Annotated in this window: 13 protein-coding genes and 1 pseudogene; 1 reads left to right on the top strand and 13 read right to left on the bottom strand. The window is 66.0% G+C overall.

Annotated features, from left to right (window positions below):
- Nucleotides 1-19 precede the first annotated feature (19 nt).
- From B2W22_RS19480 to B2W22_RS19465, 4 genes are all read right to left on the bottom strand, one after another.
- Nucleotides 20-1,765: a PHA/PHB synthase family protein gene (locus B2W22_RS19480; protein ID WP_286939282.1), complete on the bottom strand. Its 1,746-nt coding sequence runs from the start codon at nt 1,763-1,765 to the stop codon at nt 20-22.
- Nucleotides 1,758-2,171, bottom strand: coding sequence for a hypothetical protein (locus B2W22_RS19475; RefSeq protein WP_286939281.1), 414 nt, complete (start codon nt 2,169-2,171; stop codon nt 1,758-1,760). Before B2W22_RS19475 ends, B2W22_RS19480 begins: the two co-directional genes overlap by 8 nt.
- A gap of 233 nt (nt 2,172-2,404) precedes the next feature.
- Nucleotides 2,405-4,870, bottom strand: coding sequence for a cation-translocating P-type ATPase (locus B2W22_RS19470; protein ID WP_286939280.1), 2,466 nt, complete (start codon nt 4,868-4,870; stop codon nt 2,405-2,407).
- Between the two features lie 11 nt (nt 4,871-4,881).
- Nucleotides 4,882-5,307, bottom strand: a complete 426-nt coding sequence (locus B2W22_RS19465; RefSeq protein WP_286939279.1) for a universal stress protein — start codon at nt 5,305-5,307, stop codon at nt 4,882-4,884.
- A 273-nt stretch (nt 5,308-5,580) separates the two neighbouring features.
- Here B2W22_RS19465 and B2W22_RS19460 point away from each other — a divergent pair, with 273 nt between their 5' ends.
- Nucleotides 5,581-6,954 carry an MBL fold metallo-hydrolase RNA specificity domain-containing protein gene (locus B2W22_RS19460; RefSeq protein ID WP_286939278.1) on the top strand — a complete coding sequence of 458 codons (1,374 nt, stop codon included), beginning with the start codon at nt 5,581-5,583 and terminating at the stop codon, nt 6,952-6,954.
- Nucleotides 6,955-7,272: 318 nt separating this feature from the next.
- On the opposite strand, the gene gspN is transcribed toward B2W22_RS19460, so the two are convergent.
- The 9 genes and pseudogenes from gspN to B2W22_RS19415 all read right to left on the bottom strand — a co-directional run bounded on the left by gspN (nt 7,273) and on the right by B2W22_RS19415 (nt 13,567).
- The gene (gene gspN / locus B2W22_RS19455; RefSeq protein ID WP_286939277.1) at nt 7,273-8,037 is read right to left on the bottom strand and encodes a type II secretion system protein N; all 765 of its coding nucleotides are present in this window, start codon (nt 8,035-8,037) and stop codon (nt 7,273-7,275) included.
- Nucleotides 8,038-8,116: 79 nt separating this feature from the next.
- Entirely contained in the window at nt 8,117-8,701 is a 585-nt protein-coding gene (gene gspM / locus B2W22_RS19450) for a type II secretion system protein GspM (protein WP_286939276.1), read from the bottom strand.
- Nucleotides 8,698-9,690, bottom strand: coding sequence for a GspL/Epsl periplasmic domain-containing protein (locus B2W22_RS19445; RefSeq protein ID WP_286939274.1), 993 nt, complete (start codon nt 9,688-9,690; stop codon nt 8,698-8,700). The genes gspM and B2W22_RS19445 overlap by 4 nt, the downstream gene beginning before the upstream one ends.
- Nucleotides 9,687-10,700: a type II secretion system minor pseudopilin GspK gene (gspK, locus tag B2W22_RS19440; RefSeq protein ID WP_286939272.1), complete on the bottom strand. Its 1,014-nt coding sequence runs from the start codon at nt 10,698-10,700 to the stop codon at nt 9,687-9,689. Before gspK ends, B2W22_RS19445 begins: the two co-directional genes overlap by 4 nt.
- Nucleotides 10,697-11,302, bottom strand: a complete 606-nt coding sequence (locus tag B2W22_RS19435; RefSeq protein ID WP_191579435.1) for a prepilin-type N-terminal cleavage/methylation domain-containing protein — start codon at nt 11,300-11,302, stop codon at nt 10,697-10,699. The genes gspK and B2W22_RS19435 overlap by 4 nt, the downstream gene beginning before the upstream one ends.
- A gap of 2 nt (nt 11,303-11,304) precedes the next feature.
- A pseudogene (gene gspI, locus B2W22_RS19430) lies at nt 11,305-11,694 on the bottom strand (type II secretion system minor pseudopilin GspI); the annotation flags it as partial.
- A gap of 220 nt (nt 11,695-11,914) precedes the next feature.
- Nucleotides 11,915-12,403, bottom strand: coding sequence for a type II secretion system minor pseudopilin GspH (gspH, locus tag B2W22_RS19425; protein WP_175185161.1), 489 nt, complete (start codon nt 12,401-12,403; stop codon nt 11,915-11,917).
- Nucleotides 12,375-12,803, bottom strand: a complete 429-nt coding sequence (gene gspG, locus B2W22_RS19420; RefSeq protein ID WP_175126123.1) for a type II secretion system major pseudopilin GspG — start codon at nt 12,801-12,803, stop codon at nt 12,375-12,377. The genes gspH and gspG overlap by 29 nt, the downstream gene beginning before the upstream one ends.
- Before the next feature lie 320 nt (nt 12,804-13,123).
- Nucleotides 13,124-13,567 (bottom strand): general secretion pathway protein GspC, encoded by a 444-nt coding sequence (locus B2W22_RS19415; protein WP_286939269.1) that lies wholly within the window; start codon nt 13,565-13,567, stop codon nt 13,124-13,126.
- Nucleotides 13,568-14,103 lie beyond the last annotated feature (536 nt).

Here is a 14,103-nt window from a genome sequence, read left to right as displayed (position 1 = left end):
GTTTCGGCGATCCAGCTGTTCAATCCTGGAGTACGAAGCGGCCGGGGGCTTGCGTCAAGGCGGCGCGGTTGGTTCCAGGCTCACCCAGGGGGGGCAGATCCGGCTGCGCGGGACCGGACTGGGCATCGAGCCAGGCATGCCAATCGGGCCACCAGGACCCGGCGTGCAGGCTGCTACCGGCCGCCCATTCGTCCGGACCGACGCGCAGGCTGTCCATTGCGCCCTCCCTCACACGGTGCCAGCGCCCCGGATGCCCGGGCTCGCTGACGACACCTGCATTGTGGCCGCCGCTGGCAAGGACGAAGCGGATGTCGGCGTCGGTCTGGTAGTGGATCTTGTAGATGGACTGCCATGGCGCGATCCGGTCGTTTTCGGCGCCCAGGGCATAGATGGGCACGCGGATGTTGCGCAAAGCGATTATGCGGCCGTCGACCTGGTAGCGGCCGCCCGCCAACTCGTTGTTCAGGAAGAGCTTTCGCAGATACTCGGCATGCATGCGGTAAGGCATGCGGGTGGAGTCCGCATTCCATGCCATCAGGTCATTGGGCGCCGTATGCTCGCCCAACAGATACCTGCGCACGGCGCGCGCGGCCGTATCGCTGACGGGCCGCAGCGACTGGAACGCGGCGGACATCTGACCGGCTGAAAGGTAGCCCTGCGCCCACATCAGACTTTCCAGCAAATACACCTCGCTGGCATCAATGTACAGACCCAGTCCGCCCGGTTCGGTGAAGTCGGTTTGCGCCGCCAGAAGTGTGAGGGTGGCCAGGCGGTCGTCCTTTTTTCCCGCCATTGCGGCGGCGGCGATGCACAGCAGGGTACCGCCCAGACAGTAGCCCACGCCATGCACCCGGCGGCCTGGCACGATGCGGCAGACGGCGTCCAGCGCAGCCATGAAGCCCATGTGCAAGTAATCGTCCAGCGACAGGTCCCGGTCCTTCGAATCCACATTGCGCCAGGAGATGCAGAAGACCGTGTAACCCTGTGCGACCAGATGCCGGATCAATGAATTTCCCGGCGACAGATCCAGCACGTAATACTTCATGATCCAAGCAGGGGTGATGAGTATCGGCTCAGGGTGCGTTGTGGCGGTCGAAGGCTCGTATTGAATCAACTCGATGAGATGATTCCTGAAGACGACCGCACCGGGCGTGATCGCGACGTCCTTGCCAACCTGGAAGCGTTCCGCACCTTCCTCGGGGGCATGGCTCAGCTTGCGCTGCAGATCAGCGAGATAATTCATCTGGCCGGCAATCAGGTTGCGGCCGCCTTCGGCCAGGGAGCGTTCCAGCACGACGGGATTGGACCACGCGAAGTTGGCTGGCGAGAACATATCGCACCACTGGGCGCAGCAAAACGACACCAGATCCGCATGATGGGCGGCGACGCCGGGAACATCCCTGGTGGCGTTCATCCCCCATCGCCGTGCCGTTTGGAATGCGTGCCACCACAGGCTAAACGGTTCGCGGTGCCAAGCCTGCGGGGCTTGCGCGTTGTCCACCTCAGGCGCCGATGCGGTTCGGTTCGCACTGGTCCAGGCCAGGGCGGCGTGCCGGCACAGCGCCGCGGCTTCCACGCCGCACATCATCCCCAGTTCGAGCTGCTTGCCGGGTGCGGTGCAAAGGTGCATCCACCAATCGGCGAGCGCGAGCGCGAACGCGGCCGGCGAGCCACCGCCCGTAACCTGCGCGATCAACGCTTCTTTCCTGTGATTTATTGCCTGGAATGGGCCTTCTGAAGTTTGCCAATTCTTGACGCTACGCATTCTTGCCGCCGGCGGAGCTTGTCGCGTTGCCATCGGCCAGAAACTGGCCGGCGCCGAATGCGACCTCGGCGACGCGTTCCTGCCAAGGATTCTTGCTGTCCCTCAAGGTGGCGGACGCCGAGGCGGATGCGGCGCGTGCGATCTTCTCAATCTCGCGCAGGTAGTTCAGCTCACGTCCCAGCAGATTGGCGGCCAGTTTCTGCTGATAGGAGCAAACTGCCGCTACCGAGGACATGGATTCGATTTCGGCTTGCACCTGCTGCGCCAAGGCGAGCATTTCCTTGTCGGTTTTCAACTGGAGGGCGCGCAGCTGCCGGGCTCCGTCGAAGTAGTTCTCGGCCATGGCCAGCGCAGTATTCAGGCCATATTTGTACAGTGCCACATAGGGTGCGTAATCGGGTTGCATGACCAGTTCCTCCGAAATGGTAAAAGGGGCGCCGCAGCGGCGGCATACGTCGGGCGCGACCCGTTCAGAGTAGGATCGCCTGCCCATCCAAGCTTGACGAAACTCAATTCGCGGCCAATTTGCCAGGGATGGCGGCACGTCCGCGCTTCCACCTCTTTGTCCAGCTGAGTGGCAAAGCCCTGGCGTGGGGGCATGCAACCCAGGGCCGTGCGCTAGTCCGTATGCGAAGGGAATCATCGTGCTGCCTTGCAGTGCAACTTTTTTGGCGCCGTCAGCGGCTGGCCTGGCGGGCGCAGTGGCCGCGCGACCAGCCATGCCGTTGCCGCCGCGAGTAAGGCAGTCGCCCAGCCTCTGACGTCCAGGGGGCCGAATTCGAACAGGCGACGCAGAGCTGGCCATTCCAAAGTCAACACAAGCAGGGCCAGCGTTGCCGCTATCGCCAGTCGGGTCGCTCCGTCCCACACGCCGGCATGGTGTTGATGGGTTGAGCGGTTGTTGATCATCAGCGCCAGATTGCCCAGCACCAAGGCGCAGAAGGCGGTGGATCGAGCGCTATCCGCAGGCGACTGGCTTTGTTGCAGCCACCCATAGAGAATCCCCACCGATGCCAGAAGCGCCAGCCCCTGGGCAAAGCCGAGCAGGAACGTCGTCAACGAAAAGAGCGGCTTTGCCACGGGCAGAGGAGGGCGACGCATGAGGTCCGGCTCTCCTGCGACGGTTTCGAATGCCAGTCCGCACAGGGGACCGATCACTATCTCCAGGAATGCCACATGCGCTGGGCGCAGCAGTCCCGGCCAGTCGAACAGGAGGGGCAAAATCACCAGCCCTGCAATCGGGACATGCGCCGCGACGATATAGACGATCGCCTTGGACAGGTTGTCGAACAATCGGCGGCTTTGCCGTATCGCATTCAAGATGTCGGAGAAATCATCGCGGGTCAGGATCAGGTCCGCCGCCTCCCGCGCGACATCGGTGCCGCGCCCGCCCATGGCGATACCGACATGCGCCGCCCGCAGCGCGGGTGCATCATTGACGCCGTCCCCGGTCATCGCGACGATGGCCCCCTGCTGTTTCAGCAGCTGGACCAGGCGCAGCTTTTGCTCAGGCTTCACACGGGCGTAAACGCATACGCGTTTGACTAGTTCGGACAGGCATTCGTCGCTTTCCCGCTCTAGAACATCGCCTTCGGCCACCAGGTCGGCCGGTATGCCTGCCTGGCGGGCGATGGCCTTGGCGGTAGCCGGGTGGTCTCCCGTCAGCATGAGCACGCGTATGCCCGCGTCATCGCAGGCGGCGATTGAACGGCTCACGCCTTCCTTGAGTGGGTTTTCCAGACCGATCAGACCGGCAAACTGCAGAGGTATATCTTCCGGGTTATCGGGTAGCGGCGTACTCGGCCAGCTTCCGCTGGCTGCCGCCAGTACTCGCAACCCTTCCCCGGCCATGCGCCGGACCTCGGCTTCCAGTTCCGTTTCGCGCTCCGGCGTGAGCTTGCAAAGCTTGAACACAGTTTCCGGGGCGCCCTTGCACGCGATCCGGATGAGGTTCTCCGGCGCGGCTGTCCAGGCGTGGATGACCGCCAGTCGAGCGGAAGAGAACGGGTAGGCCTTTGTAAGTGTGAGGGAGTCTGTTGCAGGTGGACGGCCAGCAAGTTTCGAGGCAAACCTGCGGAAAGCCTCCTCCATCGCATCGCCGGAGTCGGGCACGCTCGCCAGCGCGAGCGTTTCAGCCAGGTTGCAGACCTCGGATGCTGGATTGGCGCCGGTTATGCCCACAAGATCGGAAGTGTCCATGCTGATTGACCCGATGTACAGCTGGCGCACGGCCATCGTGGTGGTCGTCATGGTGCCCGTCTTGTCGGCGCACAACACAGTCGTCTTGCCCAGGGTTTCGACCACGCTCAGCTTCCGGACGAGTACGCCGTCGCCTGCTATGCGCTTTGCTTCCATCGCGGAGAAGATCGTCACGATGACCGGGAAATCCTGCGGTAGCAGGCTCATCGCCAGCGCAATGCCTGCCAGCAGCCCTTCAAGCCATCCTCCCCGCATGTAGACATATAAAGCCCACGTTGCCAGGGATAGGATGAAGCCCACCCACATGAACCGCAGGATGAAGTGGCGGGTCTGCGATTCCAGGGGCGCACGTTCGGGCGTCAATTGCCGCATGGCCTGTCCCAACGCTCCCAATCTGGTGTCGTCCCCGACGGCATCCACGCGCATGATGCCCGTTCCCGACAGCACCAACGCCCCGCAGAGCATTTCGGCGCCGCTTCCGGGCGTGCTCGGTATCCGCTTGAATACCGGCTGGAACTCTCCGGTGAGTGCAGACTCGTCGACCAGAAGGCCTTCGCCGTCGATGAGCTGACCATCCGCCGGGACGCGGTTCCCTTCCGCCAGCAGCACAGAGTCGCCGCGCGCAAGCGCCGCCGAGGCGACCCAGCACCGCTTGCCGTTACGCAGTGTGAGGGCACGGGGGGCCGCAAGGCGTCCTAACGCTTCCAATGCGTGCGCCGTACGCACGGACTGCCCGACAGTCAGCGCGAAAATGACCAGCACGAAGAGGAGCAACAAGGCGGCTTCATGCCAGGCTCCCAGAATCAAATAAAGCCCTCCGCCCGCGAGCAGCAGGGCGAACATTGGATCCTTGATCAGGTCCAGGCTGATCGAGATCAGCGTGCGCTGATGATCCGGCGGGGCCATGGCTCATCGGCCTAATTAACCAGCACCACCGGGATGTGAACCGTGTGCAGCACCTTCAAGGTGGTCGAACCCAGCAGCAGGCTGCCGGCGGCGCCTAATCCGCGCGACCCCATGACGATATGGTCGCAACCCTGCTCGGTGGCATAGGACTTGATGGACTCGGCGACGTTGCCGACGCGAGCAGCCTTTTGATAGAGAATTCCTGACTGGTCCAGCAGGACCTCCGACTCCGCCAGGGCCATCTTCGATTCATCGTCGTAGTACTCCTGGATCGCCTCCGGCTGAACGAAGGCCAATACCGCTCCAGAAACAATGGGCATTTGCACGTTTAGGATGTGTATGGAGCAAGGGCCGTGTTCGCGGATATGGTCGACCATATAGCGCACGGCGCGCAGAGAGTTGCCTGATCCGTCAACGGGAATAAGTACGTTTTTCACGGAGCCTCCGGTAGAAGTGGATGCTCGGGCCGCCTGGCCCTGCATTCACTGCGATCATCGCGCGTAGCCCGCAGGGGAAATTGACTCCGGTCAAGTTGCCGCCCAATTTCCCCTCTACGCTGAAGGCATGTCTTCCAGGATGTCCAGAAGGATGTCCATACCTATCGATGGCAGCACATCTGCCGTCGAAGGCCTGAGCGAGACGTTGCGTTCAGTCACTCTCAGCGACGCCATTTAGCGAAGATTTCGGAAAAAGGACCCGGGAGGCAAGCTATGGAAAGCAAGCTTCGGCTGCAATTCTGGGGCGCTGCGGGCACAGTCACCGGCTCGCGTCACCTGCTGAGCATGGATGGGCGATCCATCCTTCTGGATTGCGGGCTGTTCCAGGGCGTGAAGACACTCCGGCTGCGTAATTGGGCCCCGTTTCCCGTCGCGGCTTCCAGCATTGAATCTGTGGTGCTGTCGCACGCGCACCTGGATCATTCGGGGTACCTGCCGCGGCTGGTGCGCGAAGGATTCAAGGGCCCGATATATGGTTCTGATGCCACTCTTGACCTGTGCCGGTTGCTGCTGCTGGACAGCGCCCACCTGCAGGAGGCTGATGCAAATTATGTGAACCGGCATGGCCTGACAAAGCATCGGCCGGCGCTACCGCTCTATACGGTGGCCGACGCGCATCGGGCCATCGCCGCCTTTCGTCCAGTCCCGTTCGACACGATGACCGAACTGGCGCCTGGTCTGCGGCTTCGCCTGTCGCGCGCCGGCCATATCTTGGGCGCCTCTGTTGTAGAAATCGCGCACGCTGGCATGCGACTGGCTTACTCTGGGGATCTTGGCCGATATGACGATCCGCTGATGCGTCCGCCCGCGCCCGTGAGGGAGGCGGACTATCTGATCGTGGAGTCAACCTACGGCAACCGGCGCCACAGCAGGGAAAGCGCGCTCAATGCCTTGGCGGACATCATCGAACGAACCGTCGCGCGCGGCGGTTCTCTGTTGATCCCGTCGTTCGCCGTGGGGCGTGCGCAGCTCCTCCTGTTCCACCTTTGGCGGCTCAAGCAGGCGGGCCGCATCGCCCGCAACCTGCCGATATACCTGGATAGTCCGATGGCAAGCGAAGCCGTTGAAATCTATCTGCGGCACGACGCTGACCAGCGGCTCGCGCGTCAGGATGCCATCGCTGCCTACAACGTCGCATCTTGCGTCAGCGACGTCGAACAGTCCAAGGCGCTGGACAGATCGCCCATGCCCAAGATCATCCTGTCGGCGAGCGGCATGGCAACGGGGGGACGGGTTATCCATCATCTGAAGCACTATGCTGGCAATCCACGCAATACGATCCTGTTCGCCGGTTTCCAGGCGATGGGCACCCGCGGCGCCGCGATGCTCGACGGCGCCCAGACGGTCAAGATCCATGGGGAATACGTGCCAGTGCGTGCCGAAGTGAGCAACCTGTCCATGTTGTCTGCACATGCGGATGCCGATGAGATCCTGCGTTGGCTACGTGGGTTTTCCCGTCCGCCGCGAGAGACTTTCATCGTGCATGGGGAACCCGATGCGGCCGACGCCCTGCGTCTGCGCATTAAGGACGAGCTGGGGTGGGTTTGCCGCGCGGTCGAGCAGGGGGATTCTGCGGCACTCGGGTGACCGCGATGCCACGCAGCGCAATTGGCTCAGGCGAGACGGCAATCGGTTCGAGAATCACTCCAAAGAACCCTCGACGCAAACGGCTAGATCATGTGCCGACTGACTGTTCTTGGCCGGTAGTGGTCGTTGGTCGCCCAGGTCTAGCTCACCGCCGTTTTAGGGTACGCGAGGGGGCTGGGATTGGAGAGCATCGTGATGTGATGGACTTGATCAGCTACCAAGTTCAATGAACCATTGCGGACAGAGTAAATGAACCACACTTCATTAAGTCGTTGACTTCCATGGCGTCGAGCTTCCACCTCAAGTGAACTTCGACACTTATCGCGCCGACTTCCCCACGCTGAACGTCACCGTGTCGCCCGAGCGGCGGCCCAGTGTCGACATCAGGCCGTCCAGCGCGGCGCGGTCGGCTTCGCTGGCCGTGCGAGCGAAGGTGACCTCACCCTGAAAGTTCAAACCGCGCGGGCCGGTGCTGCCCTGGCCCTTCACGTCGAGCAGGCCGCTTTCCGTGCTCAGGACCAGCGTGGCGCCGCTCTTTCCGCCTTGTGCCCGCAACAAGTAGGTGCCCACCGGCGTGATGGGCGAGAGCGCAGTCGCCGCGTTGCGCCAGCGCAGGTCGACGGCCGGGCCGGGGGGGAGCGGGGCGCCCAGGCGCAGGGGCTGCCAACTGATCTCCAGCATGCCCTGCGGGGACAACGTATTCCAAGGCGCGCCGAGCGCGGGCAGGACCGTCGCGGGCACGCGCAGGGACGACGCAGGCAGCGCCAGGCCGTTCCACCCGGGGCGCGCGCGTAAGGTGCCCTGCAGCCAGGGATGCGAAATGTCGAGCGCCAACGTGTCCCAGCGCCATTGCCACTGCACCGGTTGCGGCAGCACGCGGCGCGCCCCTTGGGCGCCCAGTGCGACCCAGGCGCTGCCGCGCCACAGCGTTCCGCTGGCGTCGGCCAGTGTGACCGGCGCGTCGTCCGGCAACAGCGTCAACACCCAGCGCGCGGGCAGCACAGCGGCGCCCGCGGCGGCGGCGCATAGGACGCCGGCGATCCACAGCCCTGCGACGCGGCGCGAGGGAAGCTTCACAGGCATGAGTAGCTCCCGATTGCAGCGCACACCGTGCCAACCCTCTGCAGGCCTGCCGCGCGGTCCAAGAGAATCTTCACGACCATCACCGGCTCCCCGCCGCCTGCGGCGGCAGCAGCACGACCTTGCCGTTGACCAGGCCCGGCAGCGGACGTCCATTGGCGTTCGCGGCGCGTGACAGGTCCACCTTGGAGATGGCCAGCCCCCAGTCGCGTCCCGCACCGTCCAGCCAGCGCATCAGCGCGGACGACGGCGCCTGGTCCAGCGACAGTTCCACGCCACCGCCTTCCGCAACCGCCAGCTTCCATTGCCCCGCGGGCAGGCCGGCGCGTTCCAGGCTGGCCGCCAGTTCCGCCGTGCTGGGCATCGCGCCCGCAGGCGCGGCGCTGCGCTGGCGCAGGGCGGCGGCTTGCGCGGTCAGGTCGGCGACGGTGGCGGCCTGGGCGCGCAGCCCCGGCAGCTCGGCCTGCAGCTTGCGCACGGTGTTCAGGGCGGGTTCGATCAAGGTGACGAAGCCGATCGCCGCGCCAAGCAGCAAGGCGGCTCCGGTGACCAGACGCCGCTCGCGCGGGGCCAGCGCCTGATAGCGCTGGCGGGCGCGCGCGAGCGCCGGGTCCACGGGTTTGCGCGCGGCCTGCCACGCGGTTTGAAGTCGGTAAAGCGGTTTCATGGTTGGCTGCGCACGATGCGCCAGGTGTTGTCGGTGTCGCCGCGTTCCAGCTTCAGCCCCAAAGCGGCGGCCTGCTGAATCAGTGCGGGGGTTTCGGCGACGCGTTGCGCCTGCGGACCGGCGTCCGCCAGCTGCAACGTCAGCGCCTGATCGGCGTAGGTCAGGTGCGCGACCTTGTCGGCCGCAAAGGGCAACGCCTGCGCGGCGGCGCGCGCCAGCGGCAGGAAGTCGCCCGCGCTGGCGGCGCCGCGGTTGGCCTGCAACGCGTCCAGCCCTTGCTGCGCCTGACGCGCCGGGTCCAGCACGACCGGCACGTTGGGAAAGGCCGCCAGCACCTGATCGTGCATGCCGCGCTGCAAGGCGTCGGCCTCGCCGCGCAACTGCGCCGCGTAGATATTCAGTCCCGCAATCCACACCACGGCGGCCAGCGCGCCCCAGCGCCACACCGGCTGCCAGCGCGACACGCTGACAGGGGCAAGGTGCGGCATCGCCAGCGACCATGCGGGCGAGGGCGCGTGCCAGCGCGGATCCGCGGGATCGCGCAACGGCGCATCCATGGCCGGCGCCAGCGCCTGCGGCGCGATCAGCGCGCGCACGCGCAGCCCTTGCTGGCTGAGCAGTCCCCAAGCACGCCGAACCGGTTCGCGTGGAGACCACGCCAGCGGCACGGAGCCGTCCGCGGCACGCGAGCCGTACCCGATCGCCAGACTATCCAGATCGCTCAGCACCAGCGGTTCCAGCGCACCGCGCACGGCCGCGCCAAAATGCGCGCGCGCTACCGCAGGGATCTGCACCGTCGCGGCGATGACGTCGGCAGGGTGCAGCACGGCTTCGCACATGGCCTGTGGCCAGGCGTTCCCGAGCGCTCGCAGCGCCAGCTCGCCTTGCCGCACGCAGCGGCCGCGCCGGTCGAACCACGCGTAGGGCAGCGGCGAATCGGCGCCAAATTCCTCCAGCGCGGGCAGGGCGATGCGCAGGGTGTTCTTCAAGGTGTTTCTCTCGTCCAGATGGTTTCGGGCGCGGCCGGCGGGGCGCTGCGCATCAGCGCCTGCATGGAGACGCGCGCCCGTTCGTAGACCACGGTGCCGCTGGCCAGGAACCAGCCGCTGTTGGTGGAGACCGACGGGGCGGGCGTCTTCACGCCCGTGCCCGCCAGCCGGTTGGCGAAATCGCCCGTGTTGTTGAACCAGTTGCCGCGATCGCGCTCGCCCGCCATCGCGCGCGCCTGCGCCAGCGACAGCCCCGGCACCAGAGCCGCGATAACCTCGGCGGGCGCGGTGTTGACGTTGACCGTGGTGGCCGAAGGCAGCAGCGTCATCGTGCGCCGCAGCGCATTGCGCATCGGCGGCTCCAACCCCAGCAGGGCGGCCACTTCGTCGACCCCGCGCGGCAGCGGCGCGCGCGCCTGCGGGCCGGGCCGCGCTGCGGTGTTCGGGGCGGTGTCTGGGGTGGCGTTAGGGGTGGCGTTAGGGCCGGTGTTCGAGGCATTCGCCGCCAGCGCGGGCGGCTGTGCCGACGCGACGATGTCGACGATCCGCGTGGCCAGCGTATCGGGCAGTTCCAGCATGCCCAGCAGACGCCGCAGGACTTCTTCCTGCTCCGGCTGCGGCACGCCGTTGCGCGCCAGGTTGTAAAGGTTGTACTTGCCCTGTTCGTCCTGCACACCGCCCGAAAACACCGCCACGCGGTCATCGCCCGGACGTTCGATGCGGGTGTCCAGCACCGGCGTGGCCCAGATCTGGTCGCCGCGGGTGGTGGGCTCGCGCCGGCCGTGGTCTCGCACGACCAGCCGCGCCCAGTCGATCCCGCCCGCCAGCATCGCGCGCGCCTGCACCCGCGCCAGTTCATTTTCCACGCGGCGGGTGCTGGCAGTCTGCCGCTGAAACAGACTGGTCGTCAGCGCAGCCACGATTGCGACGACGATGAGCGCGCCGACGACCGCCGCGCCGCGTTGGCCGAGCGCGGTGGGGGTGTAGCGCACGGCGGCTGGGCGGCTCATGGCAGCTCCAGGACGCGCGTATAGCGCCGCAGGTCGCCCGGCACCCCGCGTTCGAACGCGATCTCCAGACCGCTAGGCGCGGCGGCAAACGAGGCATTGGCGTCCGCCCAGCCCACGCCCGGCACCCAAGCGCGCAGCGCGAGCGACCGCACGCCCGGCAGCAATAGCACGCCGTCATTCGCCGCAGGCAACGGGCTGCGTTGCGCGGACGGTCCGCCCACCCGCCACAAACCGTCGCGGCGCACCTGCCATTGAATACGCTGCCACAACCCGTTGCCATCCGGATCGGGACGCAAAATCTCCAGCGTCTGCCCGCCCGCCGCGCGCGGCAGCAGCCGCAAGCCCGTCGTGAACGCCACCGCGTCCAGTCCCGGCGAATCAAAGGCGGGCCCGGTGTACGACAACTCGACGTCCCGCGCCATCTGCCCCAACGTGCGCACGATGGCATCCGTATCCTCGGCCTGCGCGGCAATCAGATCGCGCGCACCCGACACGCTGGCCAGTCCGCGCCAGGCCATCAGGCTGACCAGCGCCATCAGCGCCAGGGCGACCAGCACCTCGATCAGCGTGAAGCCGGCCTGCGATTGCGGAGAACGGCGCATCGTCATCGCAGGCTGGACAGCAGTCCGTCGAGCTGCAGCAGAATCGCCCCGTCGCGAGAAGACGCGGCGTCATGGACCTTCACGGCCACCTGCCGGAAGCTGCGGTTCATGGAATTGGTGAAGACCAGTTCGCATTGCAGCGCCAGCCCGCCTTGCGGACACGGCACCATCTGCGTGCCGGCGCGTGGCAGGGCCTGTTCCAGCCGCAATTGCGTCAGCGCATTCTGCGCGGCCAGCAGCGCCAGCGTCTTGTCCTGCAGCGCGCGGTTGTTCGCCGCCATCACGCCGGTGGCGCGCAGCGCCGCGCCCATCGCCACGGCGATGATTGCCAGCGCGACCAGCACTTCGATCAGCGTGAAACCGCGCTCGCGGTTGCGCGGACGGGGAAACGCGGCGCCCGCCGCGCTCGGGTGAGCCTGGCCGCTGGCGGCTGGGGCATAGTCCCCGGCGTTGCCGTGGCGGGCGTCACCGGTGGCGGCATTGCTGGCTTTGTCGACGGCGTCATCGACCGCTTCATCGACGGCTTCATCGACAGGCACACCGAAAGTTTCATCGACAGCATCATCAACAGCCTCATTGACGACTTCATCCGCAGCCACCTCGGAAGCCATCTCAGCGAATCTCATAGCGCCCCGCAGCGTCGCGTTGCAGCGTCACGTGCGCATCCGCCGCGCTCAGCGTCAGCGTCATCGGCGCGGCAACCCATTCGGTATTGAAAATCAGCGGGCGGTCCGGATCCAACCGCCATTGCACCGGCGAGGCCGACCACGACTGCGGCCGCAGCACCTCATCGCTTTCCAATCGGTCGACAGGCACGGGAACATCGTCCTGCGCCGTGGGGCCCGCCGAACGACCGGCGCGCTCGAACGACCAGCCCTGGCCGTTCGCCAGCCAGCGTATGTTGCGTCCATCGCTGCGCGCTTCGCTCTGCGCCACCGTAAACGCATCGGCAAGACGCTCGGCATCAGCCCGCAAGCGGTTGTCGCCCCGGCCGACAGACAGGCTCACCATGCTCGCGGCAATGGCCACGATCACCAGCACTACCAAAACTTCGACCAGCGTGAAACCGCGCTCAGAGGTCCCAGGAACCGATGTCGGCATCGCCGCTTTCTCCGCCGGGCTTGTTGTCGGCGCCAAACGAGAAGACATCGACGTCGCCTTTGACGCCGGGGCTCAGGTATTGATAGGGGTGGCCCCACGGATCGTTGGGCAGCTTGTCCAGATAGCCGCGCCAGTTGGCCACGCCATCAGGCTTTTGCGCCAGCGCCCGCAGGCCCTGCGCAGTAGTGGGATAGCGGCCATTGTCCAGGCGGTACAGCTTCAGCGCCTGCATGATGCCGCCGATGTCCTGACGGGCAGCGGCCTGGCGCGCCTGGTCGGGGCGATCGAGCACACGCGGCACCACCAGCGCGGCCAGAATCCCCATGATCACAATCACCACCATGATCTCGATGAGGGTGAAGCCCTGCTGGCGGGCAAGCCCGCGCGGTAACTGACGCACTTTGCAACTCCGGTCTATCTGTTGAAGCCCGGGATTGTGGACATGAAATATGACAGTAATGCGCACGCCGGGAGATCGCCCCGTTCGTCGTTGCGCGGCTTTGTCACTAGCTGCTGAATTACTAGATCCTGAGTCACGTGCTGCTGAGTCACAAGCTGCTAAGTCACATGCTGCTAAGTCGCAAGCCGAACATTCACGGGCTGCTAGTTCACGAGATGCAGGTTCAAGAACCGCCGATTCCATAGATCCTTCGTCAGGACGCGCAGCGTTGCCAGCCTGCCGTCTGCCATTGGCTCATGCGTCGCGGCCCCATCCCGCGCCTACTTCTCCCGCGTGATCCCGCCCGGCGCATCCTGGGCCGCCGGCGTCGCCAGACGGCTTGCGCGGCCCGACTGTTCAACCGTCACGGCATCCGCCGCAATGTCGCGCAGCACGATGCCCGGCGCCACTTCCGCGCCGGCCCGCCACGCCAGCGGCGGTCCGCCGTCCACGCTCAACACCGCCGCGCCGTCAGGGCCGGCCGCGATCACGCCCAGCACGGTGAGCTGCGTACGCATAGCCTCATCCTTGCCGAACCACAACGCCACCGGCGTGTTATCGGCCGCGCGCGGTGCAGCGGCGGAGACGGCCGGGGGCAGGGGGCCGGGCTGCGGCGCAAGCAGGATCGACGCCCACACACCAAGCCCCGCGGCAAAGGCCAGCACGGCGAGGACGCGCAGCGCGGCTGGCGCGGAGGGCAGGGGCAGGCGCAAGGGCAAAGGCATGGCATTCAGGCAAGGGCAACAAGACGCGGCCGACTATAGCGGCGTTTCATGACAGCAATGCAATAGCAGCAACCAGACGGTAGCAATACGACGGTGTCAGACACCCAGGGGAGAGCTTCGTCGGTATGCCGCGATGTCTCAGCGGGTCAGCGGGTGTCAGACACCTCGTCTCAGCGGGTGTCAGACACCAGGCGCGGTGATCACCGCCAACGTCGCCAGACACCCGTGAATCTCCCGCCACACGCGAAGCGTCATCGCCACGACGCAAGACGCAGCGTAAGTCCCCGGAGGCCGCCCGCGCGGCCGAACGTGGACGGGCCCCGCAAGCCGCTTCTAACCCGGGCACATCTCCAACAGAACGCCAAGCACGCTGACCGTCCCGCCGCCCGGCAAGCTTCAATTGCTCGAGTCCGGTGCGGTGGCGGCCCGGGGTGCGCGGGGCGTCGATAAGCCCGAGGGAATCGGAAGGCAGGCGCCGAAGGCGACAACGACGATGACGACGGGGCAGTCCGGAGCGAAGGCTCCGGACCGCAATC

Source organism: Achromobacter sp. UBA4530 (assembly GCF_002388205.1).
Lineage (GTDB): Bacteria > Pseudomonadota > Gammaproteobacteria > Burkholderiales > Burkholderiaceae_B > Achromobacter > Achromobacter animicus.
The sequence above is the reverse complement of the archived record's forward strand: the minus strand, read 5'-3'. Positions and strand labels throughout refer to the sequence as shown.